Origin of the sequence: Microbispora catharanthi (assembly GCF_006334915.2) — a bacterium.
Taxonomy (GTDB): domain Bacteria; phylum Actinomycetota; class Actinomycetes; order Streptosporangiales; family Streptosporangiaceae; genus Microbispora; species Microbispora catharanthi.
This window is the reverse complement of the sequence record NZ_VDMA02000005.1, coordinates 117,318-135,772: the sequence shown is the minus strand read 5'-3', so window position 1 is coordinate 135,772 and position 18,455 is coordinate 117,318. Positions and strand designations below refer to the sequence as shown.

Below are 18,455 nucleotides of genomic sequence, written 5' to 3'. Positions count from 1 at the left end.
CGTCCGATATGGCGTTCCGGGGGGCGGGTGTAGGAGGATCACAGGGGCCTGACTGTTGGGGAGGCGTTGATGTCGGTGTTGCGGGATCTGGTGGACGGCATCCGGGGCGGGGGGATCGAGGTGCTCGACCTCACCGCGCCGCTGAGCGACACGACGCCGATCCTGCTGCTGCCCGAGCCGTTCGGGCAGACGGTGCCGTTCTCGATGCAGGAGATCAGCCGGTACGACGACCGCGGCCCGGCCTGGTACTGGAACAACTTCACCACGGGCGAGCACACCGGCACGCACTTCGACGCGCCCGTCCACTGGGTGACCGGGCGCGACGGCGAGGACGTGTCGCAGGTGGCTCCCGCCAAGCTGATCGCCCCCGCCGTGGTGCTCGACTTCAGCGCACAGTCGGCCGCCGACCCCGACTTCCTGCTGGAGGTCGACCACGTCAAGGCGTGGGAGGCCGAGCACGGGCCGCTGCCCGACGGCGGCTGGTTGCTCTACCGCACCGGCTGGGACGCGCGCGCCCACGACCAGGCGGAGTTCCTGAACGCCGACGAGACGGGGCCGCACACGCCGGGCATGTCGCCCGCCTGCGCCCGCTACCTCGCCGAGGAGACGCCGATCACCGGCATCGGGACGGAGACCGTCGGCACCGACGCGGGCGCGGCCCACTCCTTCGACCCCGCCTTCCCCTGCCACTCCTACCTTCTGGGCGCCGGGAAGTACGGCCTGACCCAGTTGCGCAACCTCGACCGGCTGCCGACGACCGGCGCGGTGGTGATCGCGGGCCCGCTGCCGATCGTCGGCGGCTCGGGCAGCCCGGTCCGCGTGCTCGCGCTGGTGGAGCGGTGAACGTCGCGGAGGCCGTCGGCGCGGCCCTCGCCGCCCTCGGCGTACGGGCGGCCTTCGGCGTCGTCGGCAGCGGCAACTTCCACGTCACCAACGCCCTCGTCGAGCACGGCGTGCGGTACGTCGCGGCGCGGCACGAGGGCGGGGCCGCCACGATGGCCGACGCCTACGCCCGGATGAGCGGCACGGTCGCCGTGCTCACCGTCCATCAGGGGCCCGGCCTGACCAACGCGCTGACCGGCGTCACCGAGGCGGCCAAGAGCCGCACCCCGCTGCTCGTGCTCGCCCCGGAGGTGACCTCGCCCACCTCCAACTTCCGCATCGACCAGACCGCGCTCGCCGAGGCCGTGGGCGCACACTGCGCCAGGGTCGGGTCGGCCGCCACGGTCGTGGACGACACCGTGATGGCCTTCCTCGCCGCCCTGCTCGGGCGCCGTACGGTGGTGCTCAACCTGCCCCTGGACGTGCAGGCCGAGACGCTGCCCGACGAGGCCGCCGAGGCCGTACGCGAACTGCTGGCCGGCCGGGGCGGCGCGCACCGCGACGTGGCGAGCCGGGTGCCGGCGGCGTGGGGGCTGACGTTCCCCATCGAGTCAGAGGACGACGAGGAGCCGGAGGGGCTCACGGCGGAGCCGTCCGACGAGCTGACGCGGTTCGCGCGGATGCTGGCGGAGGCGGAGCGGCCGGTCTTCGTGGCCGGACGGGGAGCCCGCGGCGCGCGGCGGGAGCTGGAGGCCCTCGGCGAGCGGGTGGGGGCGCTGTTCGCCACCTCGGCGGTCGCCAAGGGCCACTTCCACGGCAGCCCCTGGGACCTCGACGTGAGCGGCGGCTTCGCCACCCCGCTCGCGGCCGAGCTGATCCGCGGCGCCGACCTCGTCGTCGGCTGGGGCTGCTCGTTCACCATGTGGACCACCCGGCACGGCGCGCTGATCGGGCCGGAGACCAGGGTCGTCCAGGTGGACCTCGACCCCGACGCGCTCGGCGTGCACCGCGAGATCGGCCTCGGCGTGGTCGGCGACGTACGCGAGACCGCGCGGGCGGTCGCCGCCCTGCTCGGCGAACCGGGGGCGGGGAGCGAGACGGGGACGCGCGGCTACCGTGCTCCGGAGATCGCCGAGCGCATCGCCCGCGAGGGGCGCTGGCGCGACGTGCCGTACGAGGACCTGAGCGCGGAGGGGCGGATCGACCCCCGCACGCTGACGATCGGGCTCGACGACCTGCTCCCGCAGGAGCGGCTGGTGGCCGTCGACTCGGGGAACTTCATGGGATATCCGTCGATGTTCCTCACGGTCCCTGACGGCGGCGCGTTCTGCTTCACCCAGGCGTACCAGTCGATCGGGCTCGGCCTGGCCACCGCGATCGGCGCGGCCGTCGCGCGGCCCGACCGGCTCGCCGTCGCCGCCCTCGGCGACGGCGGGGCCCTGATGGGCGTCGCCGAACTGGAGACGGTCGTACGGCTCGGCCTGCCGATGGTGGTCGTGGTCTACGACGACGACGGGTACGGCGCGGAGGTCCACCATTTCGGCCCGCACGGGTTCCCGCTCGGCGCGGTCACCTTCCCGCCCGCCGACATCGCGGGGATCGCGCGGGGCTTCGGCTTCGAGGCGGTGACCGTACGGCGGGAGGAGGACCTGTCGGGGGTCGCCGAGTGGCTGAAGGGGCCGCGCGACAAACCCCTGCTCGTCCACGCCAAGGTCACCGCCGACCGCCCGTCGTGGTGGCTGGAGGAGGCCTTCCGCGGCCACTGACCGCGGTCGCACTCGAGTCCGGCGGTACGACGGCCCGGTTCGTGTTCGGTAAGGCTGTGGTCAGTCTTCATCAAACGGGCGGGAGTGACACACGTGCGGGTGCTGCCTCGGGGTACCAAGCCCCAAAGCGGCCGAGACAGGGTTACATCGGTCGCGAGCCGCGCAGGGCCTCGCCCCTGACCGGCGGCACATCCGGCTGCCCGCGGACCGCGTGAGGCGCGTGGCGAGCGCCCGTCCGCACACGACCTCCCCGCCGAGCCGGGGCGACGAAGGGCAGGCCGAGCCGAGAGAAAGGTACGCCGAAATGTCTTCGAGCGCAGAGCAGACCTTCGTCACGCGCGGCGGCCAGGCCGCGCCGATCGCCGACGAGACCTCGGTGCGCGACCTCTGGTCGCGGCTCAGCGTCTCACTGGAGCGCGACCACGCGCTGCGGGCGCGCTTCGCGACGGACCCCATGGCGGTCCTGTCGGAGCAGGGCCTGTCCCGGGATCTCCAGGAGGAGACGACCGACGACACGGACGGAAGCAAGACCAGGTCAGGATACGGCTGCACCTACCGTCGCTGTCCTGACTAGGACACGCGCGGCGAGAGGTCGCCGATGGACAGGTCATCGCCCGCCGAGCGGTTCCACGCTCGGTACGCGCTGGCTCTCCAGGCGTTCGCCGCCGGACTGCCGGGGGACTGGTCGACCCGGGTCCACCGGGACGGCCCGGTCTCCTGGCGGACGTGCGAGCCCCCGAAGCGGCTGCCGCGCCAGGGGTGGAAGCTCCACGTCTCCGCCTCGGCGGCGGACGCCCTGGACCTGCTGGACGTCGTGCTCCCCGCGCTGGTCGGCGCCGGAGCGGCGTTCAAGCTGCCGGAGGACGTGCCGTCGATCCTCCGGATCAACGCCGGGCTCGCCGGCCGCGCGCAGGTCGGGAAGATCATCACGGTGTATCCGGCGTCCGATGACGCGCTGGCCGAGCTGATCGACCGCCTCGACGCGATGTGGCGTCCCGCGCGGGCGCCCGCCGTACCGTCCGACCTGCCGGTCGGCTCGATCAGCGAGGCCCTGTTCATCCGGTACGGCGAGTTCGAGCCGGGGGAGGTGGTGGTCGACTCCGACGGAGTCCCCCGTGCGGCGCTCCGCGCGCCCGACGGAACCCTGCATCCGGACAGGCGTGACATCCGGGGCCGCCAGCCGGACTGGGCCATCCCTCCCGTGCCGCCGGCCGACCGGCCCGTGACCACCGGCCCCGACGGCCCGATCGAGATCGACGGCGTCGCCTATCTTCCGCTGAAGCTGCTGGGGGCGGACGCCCGCGGGTTCGTGGCCCTGTGCGTACGGCCCGCCGACCAGCGGCTCGTGGTCGTCCGGCACAGACGGCGGGGTGTCGAGGGCGACGAATTCGGCGACGACGTGGTGACCAGGCTGGAGAACGAGAGGCGGGTGCTCGACCGGCTGCGTGGCTCGGGCCTCGTCCCCGAACCGCTTGCGTACGACCCGTCGGCCGGCTGTCTCGTCGTCTCCGACGAGGGAGGCGGCAGGCCGGAACGGCTTCCCGCTCAGGAGCGTCTCGATCTCATGCCGGCACTCGCCGCGGCCGTGGCCCGGTTGCACGCGAGGGGCGTCGTACACCGGGACCTGAAACTGTCCAACGTGCGGGTGGGGCCGCGCGGCCTACGCCTCGTCGATCTCGAACTGGCGGCGCCGGTCGGGACGAGGCGCCCGGTGCCGTGCGGCACCGACGGGCACATGCCGCCGGAAGGTCTCCACGCGGCGGCGGCACCGCCGTACGACGTCTACGGCCTCGGCTCCTGCCTGGCCCACGCCGTCCTGGGGCACTGCCCCGGTCTCCTGCCGGAGCCGGGCAACGCGGGCCGTCAGATCGGCCTGCTCCTGTGGCACGGGCAGCGGGCGGCCGCCGCCGTCGTGCGCGCGTGCCATCACCCCGATCCCGCGCGGCGGCCGGCCGCGGACCGGATCGCCGAACGGCTGAGAGAGGTCCTGCCCGCCATGCGTGCCGAGCGCGCGGCCGGCCCCGGCGCCTACGGCTCACCGGACCCGCGCTGGGCACGCCGTGCCGCCATGAGTGCCGGCCTGGCCGCCCGGCGCTTCACGGCGTCCCGTCGCGACGCCCACCGCCGGCCCGACGACTGCGTGGAATACGAGTGTGAGGGCCTGCACTCGGGCGCCGCCGGGGTCGTCGTCGCGCTGGCGACGCTGGACACCGCCCTGGGAACCCGGCAGTTCACCGGCGACGTCGCGGACGCGGCCACATGGCTCGCCGAGCGTCCGCCGTCCCCCGTGCACGGGCTTTTCACCGGCGACGCCGGTGTGGCGGTGGCGCTGGCCCTGGCAGGGGCACGGCTGGGCCGGACGGACCTGGTCGTCGCCGCGCGACGGCGCTTCGAGCACGCGGCGGCGAGCCAGGCCTGCGGCTACGACCTGTTCTCCGGAGCGGCGGGGATCGTGTTCGCGGGCTGTCTGCTCGACGCCGCCTTGGGCGCCGAATGGGCTCGTGAGCTGGCCGGACGACAGGTCGAAAGGATCGTCGAAGCCGCCCGGCAGGCAGGCGGACTGACCGGCTGGCCGTCCGACCCGGATCCGTCCGGTCCGGTGTATCTCGGTGCCGCCCACGGCACGGCCGGCGTGGCGGCGGCCCTCGCGACCTGGGGCAGGTCCACGGGCCGTACGGGCGTGGCGGCGTTCGCCGACGACGCTTTGCGCGGCATCGCCACCCACGGGCTGACGGAGGACGGGTCCACCATCCTCGCCACGACGGCCGGCGAGCATCGTGTGGCGGAGCACTGGTGCCACGGGGTGACGGGCTTCCTGTGGTGCCTGCTGCACGCGCGCACGCGGGACGCCGAGGTCCGGGAGGCGGCCGTCGCCGCGTTCGACCAGGCCACTCCGTTCCTGGACAACCCGACCATGTGCCACGGGCTGTCGGGCGTGCTGGAGACGTGGCGGATGCTGCAGGCCCTGCCCGGGCATCGCGACCGGGCACGCCGCCGCGTCGCCCACCTGACCGGAACGCTCCGGCTGCTGCGGCACTCCCAGGACGGCGACACGGTGTGGTCGTCAGACAGGCCGTCGGTCGTCACCCCCGACCTGTGGGTGGGATTTCTGGGCCCGGCCGTCCAACTGGCCCTCGCCGCCGCCGGATCGGCCGACTCGCTGCTCTCCCCGCGTTGGGTGCGGCGCTGCGCCCGGCCCGCGCGCTGAGGACTCCGGACGGCGGCCGGAAGTTACGGACGGGTAGGTTACGGTTTCAGCATGGCTGAGATCGTGTACCCGCCGGTCCTGCGGACCGCGCTGACCGCCTTCAAACTGCTCGACCTGAGGATCCGCATGGAGGGCACGGAGCGGATACCCCGTAGCGGCGGCGCGGTCCTGGTGAGCAACCACGTCAGCTACCTCGACTTCATCTTCGCCGGGTTCGCCGCCTATCCCGCCGGGCGGCTGGTCCGGTTCATGGCGAAGAAGGAGGTTTTCGACCATCCCGTGTCGGGCCCGCTGATGCGCGGCATGCACCACATCCCGGTGGACCGGTCGGCCGGGGCGGGAGCCTACGACGCCGCCGTACGGGCCCTCAAGGACGGTGAGATCATCGGCAACTTCGCCGAGGCGACGATCAGCAGGTCGTTCACGGTCAAGGAGATCAAGAGCGGCCCGATCCGGATGGCGGTCGATGCCGGGGTGCCCGTGATCCCGGCCGCTCTGTGGGGCGGCCAGCGGCTGTGGACCAAGGGCCGGCCGCGCAAGCTGCTGCAGCGGCACGTCCCGATCACGATCCTGGTCGGCGAGCCGATGCTTCCGGGCCCGGACGACGACATCGCCACGCTGACCGGCGACCTTCGGCGGCGGATGGCGGACCTGCTCGACGAGGCCCAGCGGACCTACCCCGACCAGCGGCGGGGCGTGTGGTGGCAGCCGGCCCACCTCGGCGGCACCGCGCCCACTCCGGAGGAGGCGGCCGCGCTGGACGCCGCCTCCCGGCCCCGCCGCGAGTAGGGCTCAGGACGTCTGTCCGGTTCCGCAACACGGCCGTTACGCCGGAGGGTTGACCGGCGGTCAAGGGGCGGGGATAACTGAGCCGTAGCTGAGCCTGGGGGGACTCGCAACCCGTACCTTGGAGCCGTGGATGAGCATCGTGCCCCCGCCCCCGCTGGTCGGACGCGCCACTGAGCTGCGGACTCTCATCGACGCGGTGACCCGCCCGCCGGCGGTCGCGTTGGTGGAGGGCGAGGCGGGCATCGGCAAGACCCGGCTCGTCCGCGCCGCGCTCGACCGCCTGCCGTCCGGCGACCGGGCCGTCCTCCTCGGCTACTGCCACCAGATCCGCGAGCCCTTCCCGTACGGGCCGGTCTTCGAGGCGCTGCGGGACATCAGGGGACGGCTTCCGGCGGCACACCGGCTCAACCCGGTCACCGGCGCGCTCCGCGCCCACCTTCCCGAACTGGCCGGCGCGCTGCCGCCGTCGCCGCAGCCCCTGGACGACCCGCGGGCCGAACGCCATCGGGTCTTCCGCGCGATACGCGCCCTGCTGGCGGCCGTCGGACCGGCCGTGCTCGTCGTCGAGGACCTGCACTGGGCCGACGACGGCACGCTCGATCTGCTGCGCTTCCTGACGGGGCAGCCGCCGCAGGGGCTGGCGGTGGTCGCGACGTGCCGCCGGGACGGCGTCGCCGGTCCGCCGCTCGGCCGGGCCTACCGGCACCAGCCGGACACGGCCAACGTGGTCGTGCGGCTGGCGCCGCTGGACGCGTCCGGCGTGGCCAGCCTGGCCGGTGCGCTGCTGGAGCGGTCCGACCTGTCTCCCGGGTTCGTCACGCGGCTGCACGAGCGCACGGCGGGCATCCCGTTCGTGGTGGAGGAGCTGGTCCGATCCCTGCCCGCCTCGCTGCCCGGCGCGGACGGCCAGGACGCGCTCGACCGTGCCGTCGACCGTGCCGGCGCACCGCTGCTGCTGCGCGAGGCGATGGCCGAGCGGATGGCCGGTCTGTCCCCGGCGGCGGCCGGAGCGGTCAGGGCGGCGGCGGTGCTGCGGCTTCCCGCGGGTGAGGAGCTGATCACCGCGGTCGGCGGCGATCCGGCCACGTCGAGTTCCGCCGGGCAGGGCGCCGCCGCAGAACCGGGTTTCGCCGGGCTGGGCTCCGTCGCTTTGGGCTCCGTCGCTTTGGGCTCCGTCGGTTTGGGCTCCGTCGGGCTGGCTGAGGCGCTGCGTGCCGGGGTCCTGCACGAGCACCCCGGCGGCCGGTACGGCTTCCGCCACGCGCTGGCCCAGCAGGCCGTCTACGACGTCATCCCCGGGCCCGAACGCCGGTCGGCGCACGTCCGGGCGATGGCCGCGCTCGCCGCGACGGACGCGCCGCCGCTGGTGCAGCTGGCCTTCCACGCCCGGCAGGCCGGGGACACCGACGCCTGGGTGCGCCACGGGACCGCCGCCGCCCAGCAGGCCGCCGCGCTGGGCGACACCGCCCTGGCCGTGGAGGTGGTCGAGGGCATGCTCGACGACCCCGACCTGCCGGTGCGCGACCGGGGCCCGCTGGTGCTGATGCTGAGCCGCTTCGCGGCGACGGGCCTGTCGCACCAGCGGGTGGTGCGGCTGCTGCGCCAGGTGCTGCGGGGCGACTTCCTCTCCAGGGACGTGCGGGGCGAGGTGCGGCTCAACCTCGGCGTCGTCCTGTCCAACCAGGCGGGCGACGCCGCCGCGGGGCGGCCGGAGATCATGGCCGCCCTCGCCGAGCTGAACGACCGGCCGACGCTGGCCGCCCGCGGCTGGGCCAGCATGGCGATGCCCGAGTGGGGCGCCGAGTCGCTGGCGGAGCACGCGGAGTGGATGGCCCGCGCCGAGGCGCTCGTCGCCACCGCCGACAACCCGGAGCTGTCGGCCGCGGTCCTGGCCAACCGGGCCTCCTTCGAGATGACGACCGGCTCTCCCGGCGCGTTCGACGTCGCCGCGAGGCTTCCGGCCGAGGACCCGCGCACGGGGGTCCGGCGGGAGGTCGCCCGGGCGTACTGCAACCTCCACGATTCCGCGACGACCGTGGGGCTCTACGCGGCGGCCGAGCGGTTCGCCCGGGAAGGGCGGCGGCTCGCCCTGGAGACCGGCGCGCAGTATCCGGCCTTTCTCCTCGACGCCTCCGCGATCCGCAGGGAGTGGCTCACCGGACGGTGGGACGGGCTGCGCGACCGGGCGGCGTCCCTGGGGGAGTCGGCCACGGAGACGCCGCTGATCGCGGTGGACCTGTGGCTGGTGCTCGGGCTGCTCGCCCTGGCGACGGGCGAATGGGAGGAGGCGGTCAGGCAGTTCCACCGCGCGGGGCTGGACGCGCCGGAGGCCCGCAACGTCCCGGTCGTGACGGCCGCCGCCGGGGGGCTCGTCGATCTGCACCTCGCCCGGGGAGCGGGGGACGAGGCCGTCGCGGAGGCCGAGCGGGCGGTCGCCCGGCTGCGCCGCAAGGGCGTGTGGGTGTGGGGCGCGGGCCTGGTCCCGTCGGCCGTCGCCGCGTTCGCCAGGGCCGGGCGCGTGGAGAAGGCGGCGGAGCTGGTGGACGAGTACGCCGCCGGGATCGCGGGCCGGGTGGCGCCCGCCGCGCACGCCGCGCTCGACGCCGCCCGCGGCGCGCTCGCCGCCGCCGAACCGCGGCACGCCGACGCCGCCGCCTTCTTCGCGCGGGCCCGCGAGGCGTACGCCGCCCTGCCCCAGCCCTACGCGGCGGCGCGGTCGGCCGAGGGCGAGGCGCGGTCCCGGCTCGCGCTCGGAGACGGCGTCGCGGCGGCGGGCTACCGGGAGGCCGCGGAGTCGTACGCCCGGCTCGGCGCCACGCACGACGCCGCCCGGTGCAGGCGGGTGCTGCGCGACATCGGAGTGGACGTCCCGCTCCCGCGCGGCGGGCGGCGGGGCGCCGGCACGCTGTCGCAGCGGGAGCGGGAGGTCGCCCGGCTCGTCGCGCTCGGCCGGACCAACCGCGAGATCGCCGACGTGCTCTTCCTGTCCACGCGCACGGTCGAGACCCACGTCGCCACCGTGCTGCGCAAGCTCGGCGTACGGTCGCGGACCCAGATCGCACCGCCCGCCTGACCGGCCCCGGGACGCGGAGACCCCCGGGACCGTGCGGTCCCGGGGGCTGCGCCGCCGTCACTCAGAGCGTGATGCTCCACGAGTCGAGGTAGCCGGTGTCGTAGTAGTACTGGTCGCGGACCTCAAGGGTCCAGGTGCCCGCGGCCGTCTGGGTGACCGGGACGGAGTAGGTCCTGGTGCCGAAGGAGGAGCAACTGGAGCCGCCGCTGGACTTGACCGTGTACCAGGTGCCGTTCGGGCCCTGGAGCCTGATCCGCAGGTCCTCGGCGCAGGTGTGCGAGATCGTGATGCTCAGCTGCACCGGGGAGGCCGCCGTCCCCGTGGCGGTCGAGGTGATCGGGCTGGTGATCGTGGTCAGGTCGTTGATCGTGTAGTCGGTGCCGTTGGTGAACGTGCGCCCGCCCGAGGTGCCCGACACCGTCAGCGTGTACGACGCGGTGTGGCTGCCCGAGGAGCCGCTGCCGGCGACGGTGACGGTGTACGTCCCCGAGGGCGTGGACGCGCTGGTGGAGATGGTCAGGGTGGAGGAGCCGCCCGAGGTCACCGAGGAGGGGCTGAAGCTCGCGCTCGCCCCGGACGGGAGCCCGGAGGCGCTGAGGCTCACCGTCTGCGCGCTACCCGAGGTGGTCGACGTCGCGACCGTGGCGGTGGCCGACTGGCCGGGCGTCACCGTGCTCCCGGTGGGGCTGAGCGACAGCGAGAAGTCGTTGCCCGACGAGCTGCAGCTCGCCTCGCCCGACTGCGCCGGCACGCCGACCGCGTTCCAGGCCGCCTTGGTGGCCGCGCACTCGGCGCTGCTCGCGCCGTACAACTCGACCGCCGCCGCCAGCGACGCGGTCCTGACGTTGACGTACTTCCAGGTCGAGGTCTTACGCTGCAGCGCGCCCATGTAGATCTTGCCGGCCTTCTGGATGCCGACGCCGCTCACCGAGGAGGGACCGCCCGAGCAGATCGGGCTGTCCGGCTTGCCACCGCCCGGCGAGGAGCCCTCGGCGAGCAGGTAGAACCAGTGGTTGAGCGGGCCGGCCGCGGAGTGGACCTCGGTGCTCGGGATCGAGGAGGAATAGCAGTTGGGGTCGCCGGCGAGGGACGGGTTGTACATGTAGCGGATCGGCCCGTCGCCGACGAGGTTGACCTCCTCGCCCACCTGGTAGTCCGGCGGGTCGTTCGGGTTGTTGGCGTACGCCTCGGTGAGCGCGCCGAAGATGTCGCCGTTGCCCTCGTTGATGCCGCCGTTCTCGTTGCCGGAGCCGGCGCCGCCGGGGGTTGTCTGGAAGATGGCGTGACCGAACTCGTGCGCCACGACGTCGATCGGCGTGGCCTGGCGGGCGTTGTCCTGCGAGTGGCCGAAGTTGGTGTAGCTGCCGTTCCAGTACGCGTTGACGTCGGCCAGGCCCACGCGCGCGGGGAAGCCGCCGCCGCTGCCGTTGATGCCGTTGCGGCCGAGCCAGTCGCGCAGCATGTCCCATTCGCGCTGCACGCTGTAGAGCGCGTCGACGCAGGCGGTCTCCAGGTTGGTCCCGCCGCCGTTGCCCCAGGAGTCGTCGGTGCCGGTGTAGGCCGAGCCGTTCTGCCCGCCGCACTTGATGCCGCTGCGGGTGGAGTCGGTCATCGAGTACGAGGTGCCGGAGCCGCTCGTGTTGATGGTGACCGTGCCGTAGTAGTAGCCGTTGCCCGTGCCCGCCTTCACCTGGTCGTAGGAGTCGGCGATCTCACCGGTGGTCGCGTCGACGAAGACGTGCTGGATGCTCGGCCTGCCGTCGGCGATGCCGGAGACCAGCGCCTCCCACGCCAGGCGCGGCTTGCCGCCCCAGGCCAGGACCACCAGGCGCGGGGCCGCGGTGTCGTCGACCCGCGACAACACGGTCTTCGCCGTCGAGGTGGCGGTCTCCGCGGTGACCGTCGGCGAGGTCGGCACGCCCAGGGGAAGGGCGCCGGACGCCGCCTCGGTGTCGCGTACGCGCCCGTTCGCGTCCGTGACCACGACCGCGTCGCCGCCCACGATGGGCAGCCCCTTGTACGCGCGCTCGTAGGTGACGTAGTACATGCCGCCGCCCGGCGTGACGGCGGTGCGCCGGTAGGTCTCGTTGGGGGACACGCGCAGGTCGTCCAGGCCGCTCGCGACGGCCTGGTCGGCGGAGGCCGCGGCCCGCTGCGCCGGGTCGTCGGCGAGGGACCTGACCGCGCTCTCGCTGCCGGGCGGGGGCTTGGCCGCGGCGACGGTGGGGGGTACCACCACGCTCGTCACGGCCAGCGCGCCGGCCGCCGCGAGCAGTGCTGTGCGCCTCATGGGCGTCTTCCTTTCTCTGCCTCCCACATGGCGTCCGCCTTGTGGGCGGGCGCCGGCGGTCGCGCCTCCGGGAGACCAGCCCGGGCGGCGGACACAGTGGGATTTGGGGGGTGATGAGAGAAATGGATGTTGCTTTCCGCTGTGGCGGGCACGAGCGGAGACGTCTCTCCCATGGCGGAGACGGCTGGGAGAAAAGAGGGGAGTTCTACGTCACGGGACTCCTCGTTTCGCCGACCCGGCCGGGGAAACCGGCCCGTGCGCGACGTTAGAACCATGGTCCGGACGCGAACATCCGTAGCGATATCCGTACATCTACGGAAAAGCGACGGCCTTAGTGCGTAGGGCGTAAGAAGACGGCCACCACGTGGGGGAGGGGAGACGAGGCGAAGGGGCGAGGAGCGCTAGGTTCGACGCCATGGAAAGGATGACCGAGGCGGAGTGGCGCGAGTTCGCCATGAGCGGCACCAGGACCGGCAAACTCGCCATCACCAGGGCCGACGGGCGGCCGCACGTGACGCCGATCTGGTTCGCCCTCGACGGGGACGACGTGGTGTTCACCACCCACGAGAGCGGAGTGAAGGCCAAGGCGCTGCGCCGCGATCCCCGGGCGACCCTGTGCGTCGACGACCAGGCCCCGCCGTACTCGTATGTGATGGTCGAAGGAGAGGCGACCCTGTCGGACGACCTCGCCGAGGTGCGCCACTGGGCGACGGTGCTCGGCGGCCGCTACATGGGGGAGGACCGGGCCGAGGAGTACGGCCGGCGCAACGGCGTCGCGGGGGAGTTCCTCGTGCGGCTGCGCGTCGGCAAGGTCGTCGCCTTCAAGGACGTCGCCGGCTGACCGCCCGCGACGACGGCGTGCGCCATAGGGGATTGCCGACCGCCCCGCCGCGATCGTGCGCGGCGGGGGCGGGGCAGTGAGCGGGACCCGGCCGCGCGTCGGCGGCGGTCAGCGGCGCACCGGCCGGATGCGCCTACTCGTCCTTCTCGGACGTGTCGCCCTTGCCGGGTTCGGCCATGCGGCGGTGCATGGCGGCCTTGGCCGTGTCCGGGGTGAGCCGGCCCGCCACGCTCTGGACCTTGTTCATGAGGGACCCGGCGACGACCTTGTCGTCGCCCTTCATCAGCGCGTCGAAGCCCTGCCGGGCGACCTCGGCCGGGTCGTCCTTCTTGCCCGAGCCCACCCGCGTGTCCTCCATGCCGGCCCGCTCGAAGAACTCGGTGTCCGTCGGGCCCGGCAGGAGCGAGGTGACGGTGACTCCGGAGTCCTTCAGCTCGCCCCGCAGGGCCTCGGCGAACGAGTGGAGGAACGCCTTGCTCGCGGCGTACGCGGCCTCGAAAGGCCCGGGCGTGAGCGCGGCGACCGACGACGTGAAAAGGATCTTCCCCTTGCCGCAGGCGGTCATGGCGGCGACGGCGCGCTTGGCCAGGTGCACCGAGGACGTGACATTGAGCTCGACGAGCTTCAGCTCGGCCTCCAGGGAGGTCTCGCGAAAGGCGCCGCCCACCCCGACGCCCGCGTTGACCGCCACGGCGTCGACGGGCCGCCCGGCCGCGACGGTCGCGGTCCACAGCCGCTCGACCTCGTCGTAGTGGGTGAGGTCGGCGCGTACCGGTATGACCTGCCCGCCGTACTCCTTCAGCGACTCGGCGGCGGTGTCGAGCTCCGCGTCCTCCGCCGTGACCACCACGTCGAAGCCGTGCTGGGCGAACTGCCTGGCGAGCTCATACCCGATGCCGCTGGAGGCGCCGGTCACGAGGGCCAGCGGCCGTTCCTTCGTCGTCATCTCTCCTCCTTCTCGTCGTGTCGTCCGTCCGCCCCGCGCATGGCGCGGACCGCGAGCGCCAGCGTGGCGCCGTACGCCACGTGCGCCGCGGCCATGACGACCGGGCGGCCGCGCTCGGGGTCGCGCGAGGCGGGCGGCAGGATGTTCAGTGCGGGCACCCAGCCCTCATAGGCGCCGAGCCAGATCAGCAGGGCGTAGCCCACCCCGAGGGGGACGCCGGCCCCGCGCCCGCGGGTGAGCAGCGCGAACGCCGCGCCGCAGCCGGCGCCGAACCCCAGGTGCGCGGCGGCGCCGAGGACGCTCTCGCCGGGTTTGGGCCGGTGCCGCCGGCCCGGCAGAGCCGCCCTCACGATGTGCCTGGGCGGCTGGCCCGGCATCAGGCCGCTCTTCTGCCCGGCGAGCATCACCGCGCTCATCGTGAGGGTGGACAGCGCTCCGGCGGCCGCGCCGCGTACGAGTTGGCGGATCAAGGATCTCCTCCAGGAGGCTTCTACAGACGCCGGGAGAGCTTCTCGGCGAGTCCCGCGGGGTCGGCGACCGTCACGGTCAGGCCGGGGTGACGCAGCAGCCCGAGCGGCTCGCCGCCCCGGATCGGCTCATGGAACCGCACGCACAGCCCTTTGCGGGCGTTGGTGGCGAACGTGAGGCCGCGGTCGGCGAGCGACACGTGGACCCCGATCGCCCGGAACGGGGAGTAGGGGCCGGTCGTCTCGACGCCGGAGACGTTGGCCAGCGGGGTCTCGATCACCCAGGGCCCGAAGCGGACCCGCAGCGTGCCGGGGCCGACCAGGGCCCCGGCGGTGTCCGGGCGGATGCCCAGGACGGACAGCAGGGGGGCGAATCGGGGGTCGAAGTCGAACGCGAAGCGTTCCGGCTTGCCCGCGGTGGTGTCGTCGGTCATCGCTACCCCTCCCGGCACCTCGGTCGTCGATGGCCCGGCCGGCGGGTCTGGGCGCGGAGGTGCGGCGCCTCGCCCCCGGTCGCGGCGGCTCCGTCTCCGGCGACGTCCCGCCGGGACAGAGCGCGTAAATGCCGCCATACCCCCTCGGTCGGGATCAAACAGGGCCTTCGCGCCGCGAAGCCCCGGCCGGGGGATGACCGGGGCTCCGGCGACCGCCTGCCGTACGGCGGCGGACGGACGTCAGTCCGTGCTGATGGCGCCCACGAGGTCGCCCACCGGACGGTCGGGCAGGGCGCGGGCCACGTCGGCCAGCGCGACGATCCCCACCAGCTTGTGGCCGTCGATGACGGGCAGGCGGCGGACCTTGTGCGTGGCCATCGTGCTCAGGATCTCGGCCGCGTCGTCGTCGGCGCCGATCGTGACGGCCTCGCCCTGGGCGAGCTCACCGGCCTGGCACGACTTGGGGTCCTTGCCCTGGGCCAGCACCTTCACGACGATGTCGCGGTCGGTCAGCACGCCCTTGAGCCGGTCGTCGGCGCCGCAGATCGGCAGCGAGCCCACGCCGAGGCGCGCCATCTTCTGCGCGGCGTCGAGGACGGTCTCGTCCGCGTTCACACACTCGGCCCGGGGGGTCATGATGTCGCGAGCGGTCGTCATGCCTTCTCCTTTCTTTCGCGTGCGGTACGCGCGGCCGGGGGATCGGCCGCGGGAAGGGACCAGGTTCACACCCTGGCGCCCACGCCCGCCGCCTACCCCCGGCGGCGCGGAGTACACGGTTCCCCCGAACTCACCTGATCGCGCCGCGCGACGCTTCTTCCGGCGGAAGACCCGCCCCCGATGGGACGGGGGACGGCGACTGGTGATTTCCCCGATGCCGTGACCGGTCCTGATCGCGAGACTCCTGTCATCCCCCACGGCAAGGAGATCTCATGCGTAGGATCGTCGGCCCCCTCATCGGCATCCTGGCCCTCCTCGGCTTCTTCGCCCCCGCCGCCCCCGCGCAGGCGGCCACGCACAACCCCGTCGTCTTCGTCCACGGTTACACGGGAAACAGCACCAACTTCGCCACCCTGCAGGCGTACCTGGTGGCCAACGGCTGGTCCGCCGGCCGGCTGTACGGCTACAACTACAACTGGGCCGGGTCGAACGTGATCAGCGCCCAGGGCCTGGCCGCTTTCGTCAACCAGATCAAGGCCAGCACGGGAGCGTCCAAGGTCGACATCGTCAACCACTCGATGGGCGGCCTGGTGACGCGGTACTACCTGCAGAAGCTCGGTGGAGCGGCCAACGTCGACCACGTCGCCTCGCTGGCCGGCGCCAACCACGGCACGACCTACGCCAGTGCCTGCACCATCAACATCTCGTGCATCGAGATGCTGCCCGGCTCGGCGTACATCGTCTCGCTGAGCGGCGACGAGACGCCCGGGTCGGCGAAGTACGGCACCTGGGTGTCGCCCTGTGACGGCATCATCATCCCCTACACCAGCACCCGGCTGTCCGGGGCGGACAACCACACCCTCGCCTGCGTCGACCACCTGTCGATCCTGAGCAACATCCAGGCGATGTCCGGCATCCGCGACCTGCTCAACAGCTGATCGCCCCCGTTCCCGGCCGGGCGGCCCGGTGGCCGCCCGGCCGCGCGTCCCCCGGTTGTAACGGCCCTGCCACGATGGCGGGGAAATCGCCGTTCTCGTGCCGTTTCGGAGGCACCCTGGGGTCAGGCAGGAACGGGGAGCCGGAAAGCGGGGGCGGGATGGCGTGGGCAGCCCGGGCGGCCGCTGTCGTCATGGCCGTGGTGTCTCCGGTGCTCGTGGCCGCGGCGATGCTGATCTCCGCGGGGATTCCGGCGGAGTGGCGGCTGCCGGTGATGAACACGCCGCTGTCGGCGGCGGGGGTGACCTTCCCGGCGGTCGGCGCGTTCCTCGTCGCGCACCGGCCCCGGTTCAGGCCGGCATGGCTGATGTGCGCGGGCGGGCTCGGCGGCGCCGTCTACGATTTCTGCCAGGCGACGATGCTGGCGTCCGCGGCGCGCGGGGATCTCACGTCGGCGGGGTTCCTGAGGTTGGCGGCGTATGCCGGCTGGGCGGTGAGCGGGCTCCTGCTGGAGATGCTGCTGCCGCTGTACTCCCCGGACGGCAGGCTGCCCTCGCCGCGCTGGCGGGCGGTGGTGCTGCTGGGTGCGGCGTCCATCGCGACCGAGACGGCGCGCCAGTTCGTGCGGCCGGACCCACCGGCCGAGGGCTACCCGTTCCCCGCCGTCATCCCCAACCCGCTGCAGATCCCCGCCCTGACGCCGTACATCCCGGCGGCGGGGGCGCTGGCCTGGACGGGGATCCTGGTCACGCTGCCGCTGGCGGCGCTTTCGCTGCTGCTGCGCCTGCGCCGGGCCGACCCGGTGGGCAGGCGGCAGATCGGCTGGCCGCTGTTCGCGTTCGCCGGGTACATCGCGTTCATGCTCGTGGGCATAGCCGCGCCGGAGCTGACCTGGCTGTCGATCGTGTGGGCGGCGCTCATCCCCGTCCTGATGGTGTTCTCGGTGATGCGATACCGGTTGTACGGCATCGACACCGTCATCAGCCGGACCTTCGTCGCCGCGGGGCTGCTGGCCGTGGTCGGCGGGGTCTACTTCGGCGCGGCCGCGCTGTCGAGCCTGATGGTGTCCGGGTACGACCAGGTCGCCGGGCTCGCGTCCGCCCTGCTCACAGGCGCGTTCTTCCAGCCGCTGCGCCGGGTGCTGCAGCGTGCCGTCGACCGCCTGCTCTACGGCCCGGTGGGCGACCCGCGCGTGCTCGCCGAGCGGCTGGTCCAGGAGGTGCGCCGGGGTGATCCCGCGCAGGCGCTCGCGCCGGTGATCGGCGTACTGCGCGAGGGCCTGGCGGTGCAGGGGATCGCGGTGGAGGTGACCGGCGGCGAGCCGGGGCACCAGGTGGTGAGCACGGTCAGCGGGCAGGTCGGCGACTCCCCGCGTGAGGTGCCGTTGATCTGGCACGGCGAGCGGGTGGGGCGGCTGCTGGTCGGCCCGCCCGCCCCGCGACGCTTCCCCGCCGCACACGACGAACGGGTGCTGGACACGCTGGTCCCGTACGCGGCCGACGTGGCCCACGCGGTGCGGATGGCGGCCGACCTGCAGCGTTCCCGGGAGCGCATCCTGGCCGCCCGGGAGGAGGAGCGGCGGCGGCTGCGCCGCGACCTGCACGACGGCCTCGGCCAGACGCTCGGCGAGCCGGCCATGACCGTCACCATGGCCCGCCTCAGCCTGAAGACCTCCCCCAAGGCGGCGGACGGGCTGCTGCGCGACTTGCGCTCCGGCATGGACGCGGTGACGGGCGACCTCCGGCAGCTCGTGTACGGCCTGCGCCCGCCCGTCCTGGACGATCTGGGCCTGGCCGCCGCCGTAGAGGCGCTGGCCGGGCCGGATGATCCAGAAGGCCCCGCCACGGCGGTGAGCGCCGAGGGCGACCTGGCCGACCTGCCCGCCGCCGTCGAGGTGGCCGTCTACCGGATCGCGCAGGAGGCGCTGACCAACGTCCGGCGCCACGCGCGGGCCACCCGTGTCCGGGTCGAGCTGCGCCGCGAGCCCGAGGTCCTGCGCCTGCTGATCGAAGACGACGGCGTGGGCCTGCCGCCGGAGCGCCGCTCGGGCGTCGGCCTGACCTCCATGCGCGAGCGCACGGCGGAGCTGGGCGGGACCTGCCTCGTCACCGGCGAGCCGGGGTCGGGCACCACGGTGGAGGTCACGCTCCCCGTCCCCGCGGCCGGCGCGGCGTCTGGACACGAGCCGGTGGCGCTCTCACCGACGCACCAGGCCGGCTGAGCCAT

General features: G+C 73.8%; 14 protein-coding genes. 9 read left to right on the top strand and 5 right to left on the bottom strand.

Annotated features, from left to right (window positions below; genetic code table 11):
* Positions 1 to 69 precede the first annotated feature (69 nt).
* From FH610_RS11170 to FH610_RS11145, 6 genes are all read left to right on the top strand, one after another.
* Entirely contained in the window at positions 70 to 843 is a 774-nt protein-coding gene (locus FH610_RS11170; RefSeq protein ID WP_139574254.1) for a cyclase family protein, read from the top strand.
* Positions 840 to 2,588: a thiamine pyrophosphate-binding protein gene (locus FH610_RS11165; protein ID WP_139574253.1), complete on the top strand. Its 1,749-nt coding sequence runs from the start codon at positions 840 to 842 to the stop codon at positions 2,586 to 2,588. Before FH610_RS11170 ends, FH610_RS11165 begins: the two co-directional genes overlap by 4 nt.
* A gap of 304 nt (positions 2,589 to 2,892) precedes the next feature.
* Positions 2,893 to 3,162 (top strand): hypothetical protein, encoded by a 270-nt coding sequence (locus FH610_RS11160; RefSeq protein ID WP_139574252.1) that lies wholly within the window; start codon positions 2,893 to 2,895, stop codon positions 3,160 to 3,162.
* 24 nt (positions 3,163 to 3,186) lie between these two features.
* Complete coding sequence (locus tag FH610_RS11155) at positions 3,187 to 5,796, top strand: class III lanthionine synthetase LanKC N-terminal domain-containing protein (RefSeq protein WP_139574251.1); 2,610 nt, start codon at positions 3,187 to 3,189, stop codon at positions 5,794 to 5,796.
* 51 nt (positions 5,797 to 5,847) lie between these two features.
* Positions 5,848 to 6,585, top strand: a complete 738-nt coding sequence (locus FH610_RS11150) for a lysophospholipid acyltransferase family protein (RefSeq protein WP_139574250.1) — start codon at positions 5,848 to 5,850, stop codon at positions 6,583 to 6,585.
* Positions 6,586 to 6,715: 130 nt separating this feature from the next.
* The gene (locus tag FH610_RS11145; protein ID WP_139574249.1) at positions 6,716 to 9,658 is read left to right on the top strand and encodes a helix-turn-helix transcriptional regulator; all 2,943 of its coding nucleotides are present in this window, start codon (positions 6,716 to 6,718) and stop codon (positions 9,656 to 9,658) included.
* 61 nt (positions 9,659 to 9,719) lie between these two features.
* Here FH610_RS11145 and FH610_RS11140 read toward each other — a convergent pair whose 3' ends face one another.
* Positions 9,720 to 11,948: a M4 family metallopeptidase gene (locus tag FH610_RS11140; protein ID WP_139574248.1), complete on the bottom strand. Its 2,229-nt coding sequence runs from the start codon at positions 11,946 to 11,948 to the stop codon at positions 9,720 to 9,722.
* Between the two features lie 415 nt (positions 11,949 to 12,363).
* Here FH610_RS11140 and FH610_RS11135 point away from each other — a divergent pair, with 415 nt between their 5' ends.
* Positions 12,364 to 12,789, top strand: coding sequence for a PPOX class F420-dependent oxidoreductase (locus tag FH610_RS11135; RefSeq protein ID WP_139574247.1), 426 nt, complete (start codon positions 12,364 to 12,366; stop codon positions 12,787 to 12,789).
* Between the two features lie 133 nt (positions 12,790 to 12,922).
* Here FH610_RS11135 and FH610_RS11130 read toward each other — a convergent pair whose 3' ends face one another.
* The 4 genes from FH610_RS11130 to FH610_RS11115 all read right to left on the bottom strand — a co-directional run bounded on the left by FH610_RS11130 (position 12,923) and on the right by FH610_RS11115 (position 15,293).
* Positions 12,923 to 13,735, bottom strand: coding sequence for an SDR family NAD(P)-dependent oxidoreductase (locus tag FH610_RS11130; protein ID WP_139574246.1), 813 nt, complete (start codon positions 13,733 to 13,735; stop codon positions 12,923 to 12,925).
* Entirely contained in the window at positions 13,732 to 14,205 is a 474-nt protein-coding gene (locus FH610_RS11125) for a DUF6789 family protein (RefSeq protein ID WP_139574245.1), read from the bottom strand. Before FH610_RS11125 ends, FH610_RS11130 begins: the two co-directional genes overlap by 4 nt.
* 20 nt (positions 14,206 to 14,225) lie before the next feature.
* The gene (locus FH610_RS11120; RefSeq protein ID WP_139574244.1) at positions 14,226 to 14,636 is read right to left on the bottom strand and encodes a hypothetical protein; all 411 of its coding nucleotides are present in this window, start codon (positions 14,634 to 14,636) and stop codon (positions 14,226 to 14,228) included.
* Between the two features lie 240 nt (positions 14,637 to 14,876).
* The gene (locus FH610_RS11115; protein WP_139574243.1) at positions 14,877 to 15,293 is read right to left on the bottom strand and encodes a CBS domain-containing protein; all 417 of its coding nucleotides are present in this window, start codon (positions 15,291 to 15,293) and stop codon (positions 14,877 to 14,879) included.
* A gap of 272 nt (positions 15,294 to 15,565) precedes the next feature.
* Between FH610_RS11115 and FH610_RS11110 the strand changes: the two genes are divergently transcribed.
* Both FH610_RS11110 and FH610_RS11105 read left to right on the top strand, forming a co-directional pair.
* Entirely contained in the window at positions 15,566 to 16,231 is a 666-nt protein-coding gene (locus FH610_RS11110; RefSeq protein WP_139574242.1) for an esterase/lipase family protein, read from the top strand.
* A gap of 158 nt (positions 16,232 to 16,389) precedes the next feature.
* Positions 16,390 to 18,450 carry a sensor histidine kinase gene (locus FH610_RS11105; protein ID WP_139574241.1) on the top strand — a complete coding sequence of 687 codons (2,061 nt, stop codon included), beginning with the start codon at positions 16,390 to 16,392 and terminating at the stop codon, positions 18,448 to 18,450.
* The last annotated feature ends 5 nt before the right edge of the window (positions 18,451 to 18,455 follow it).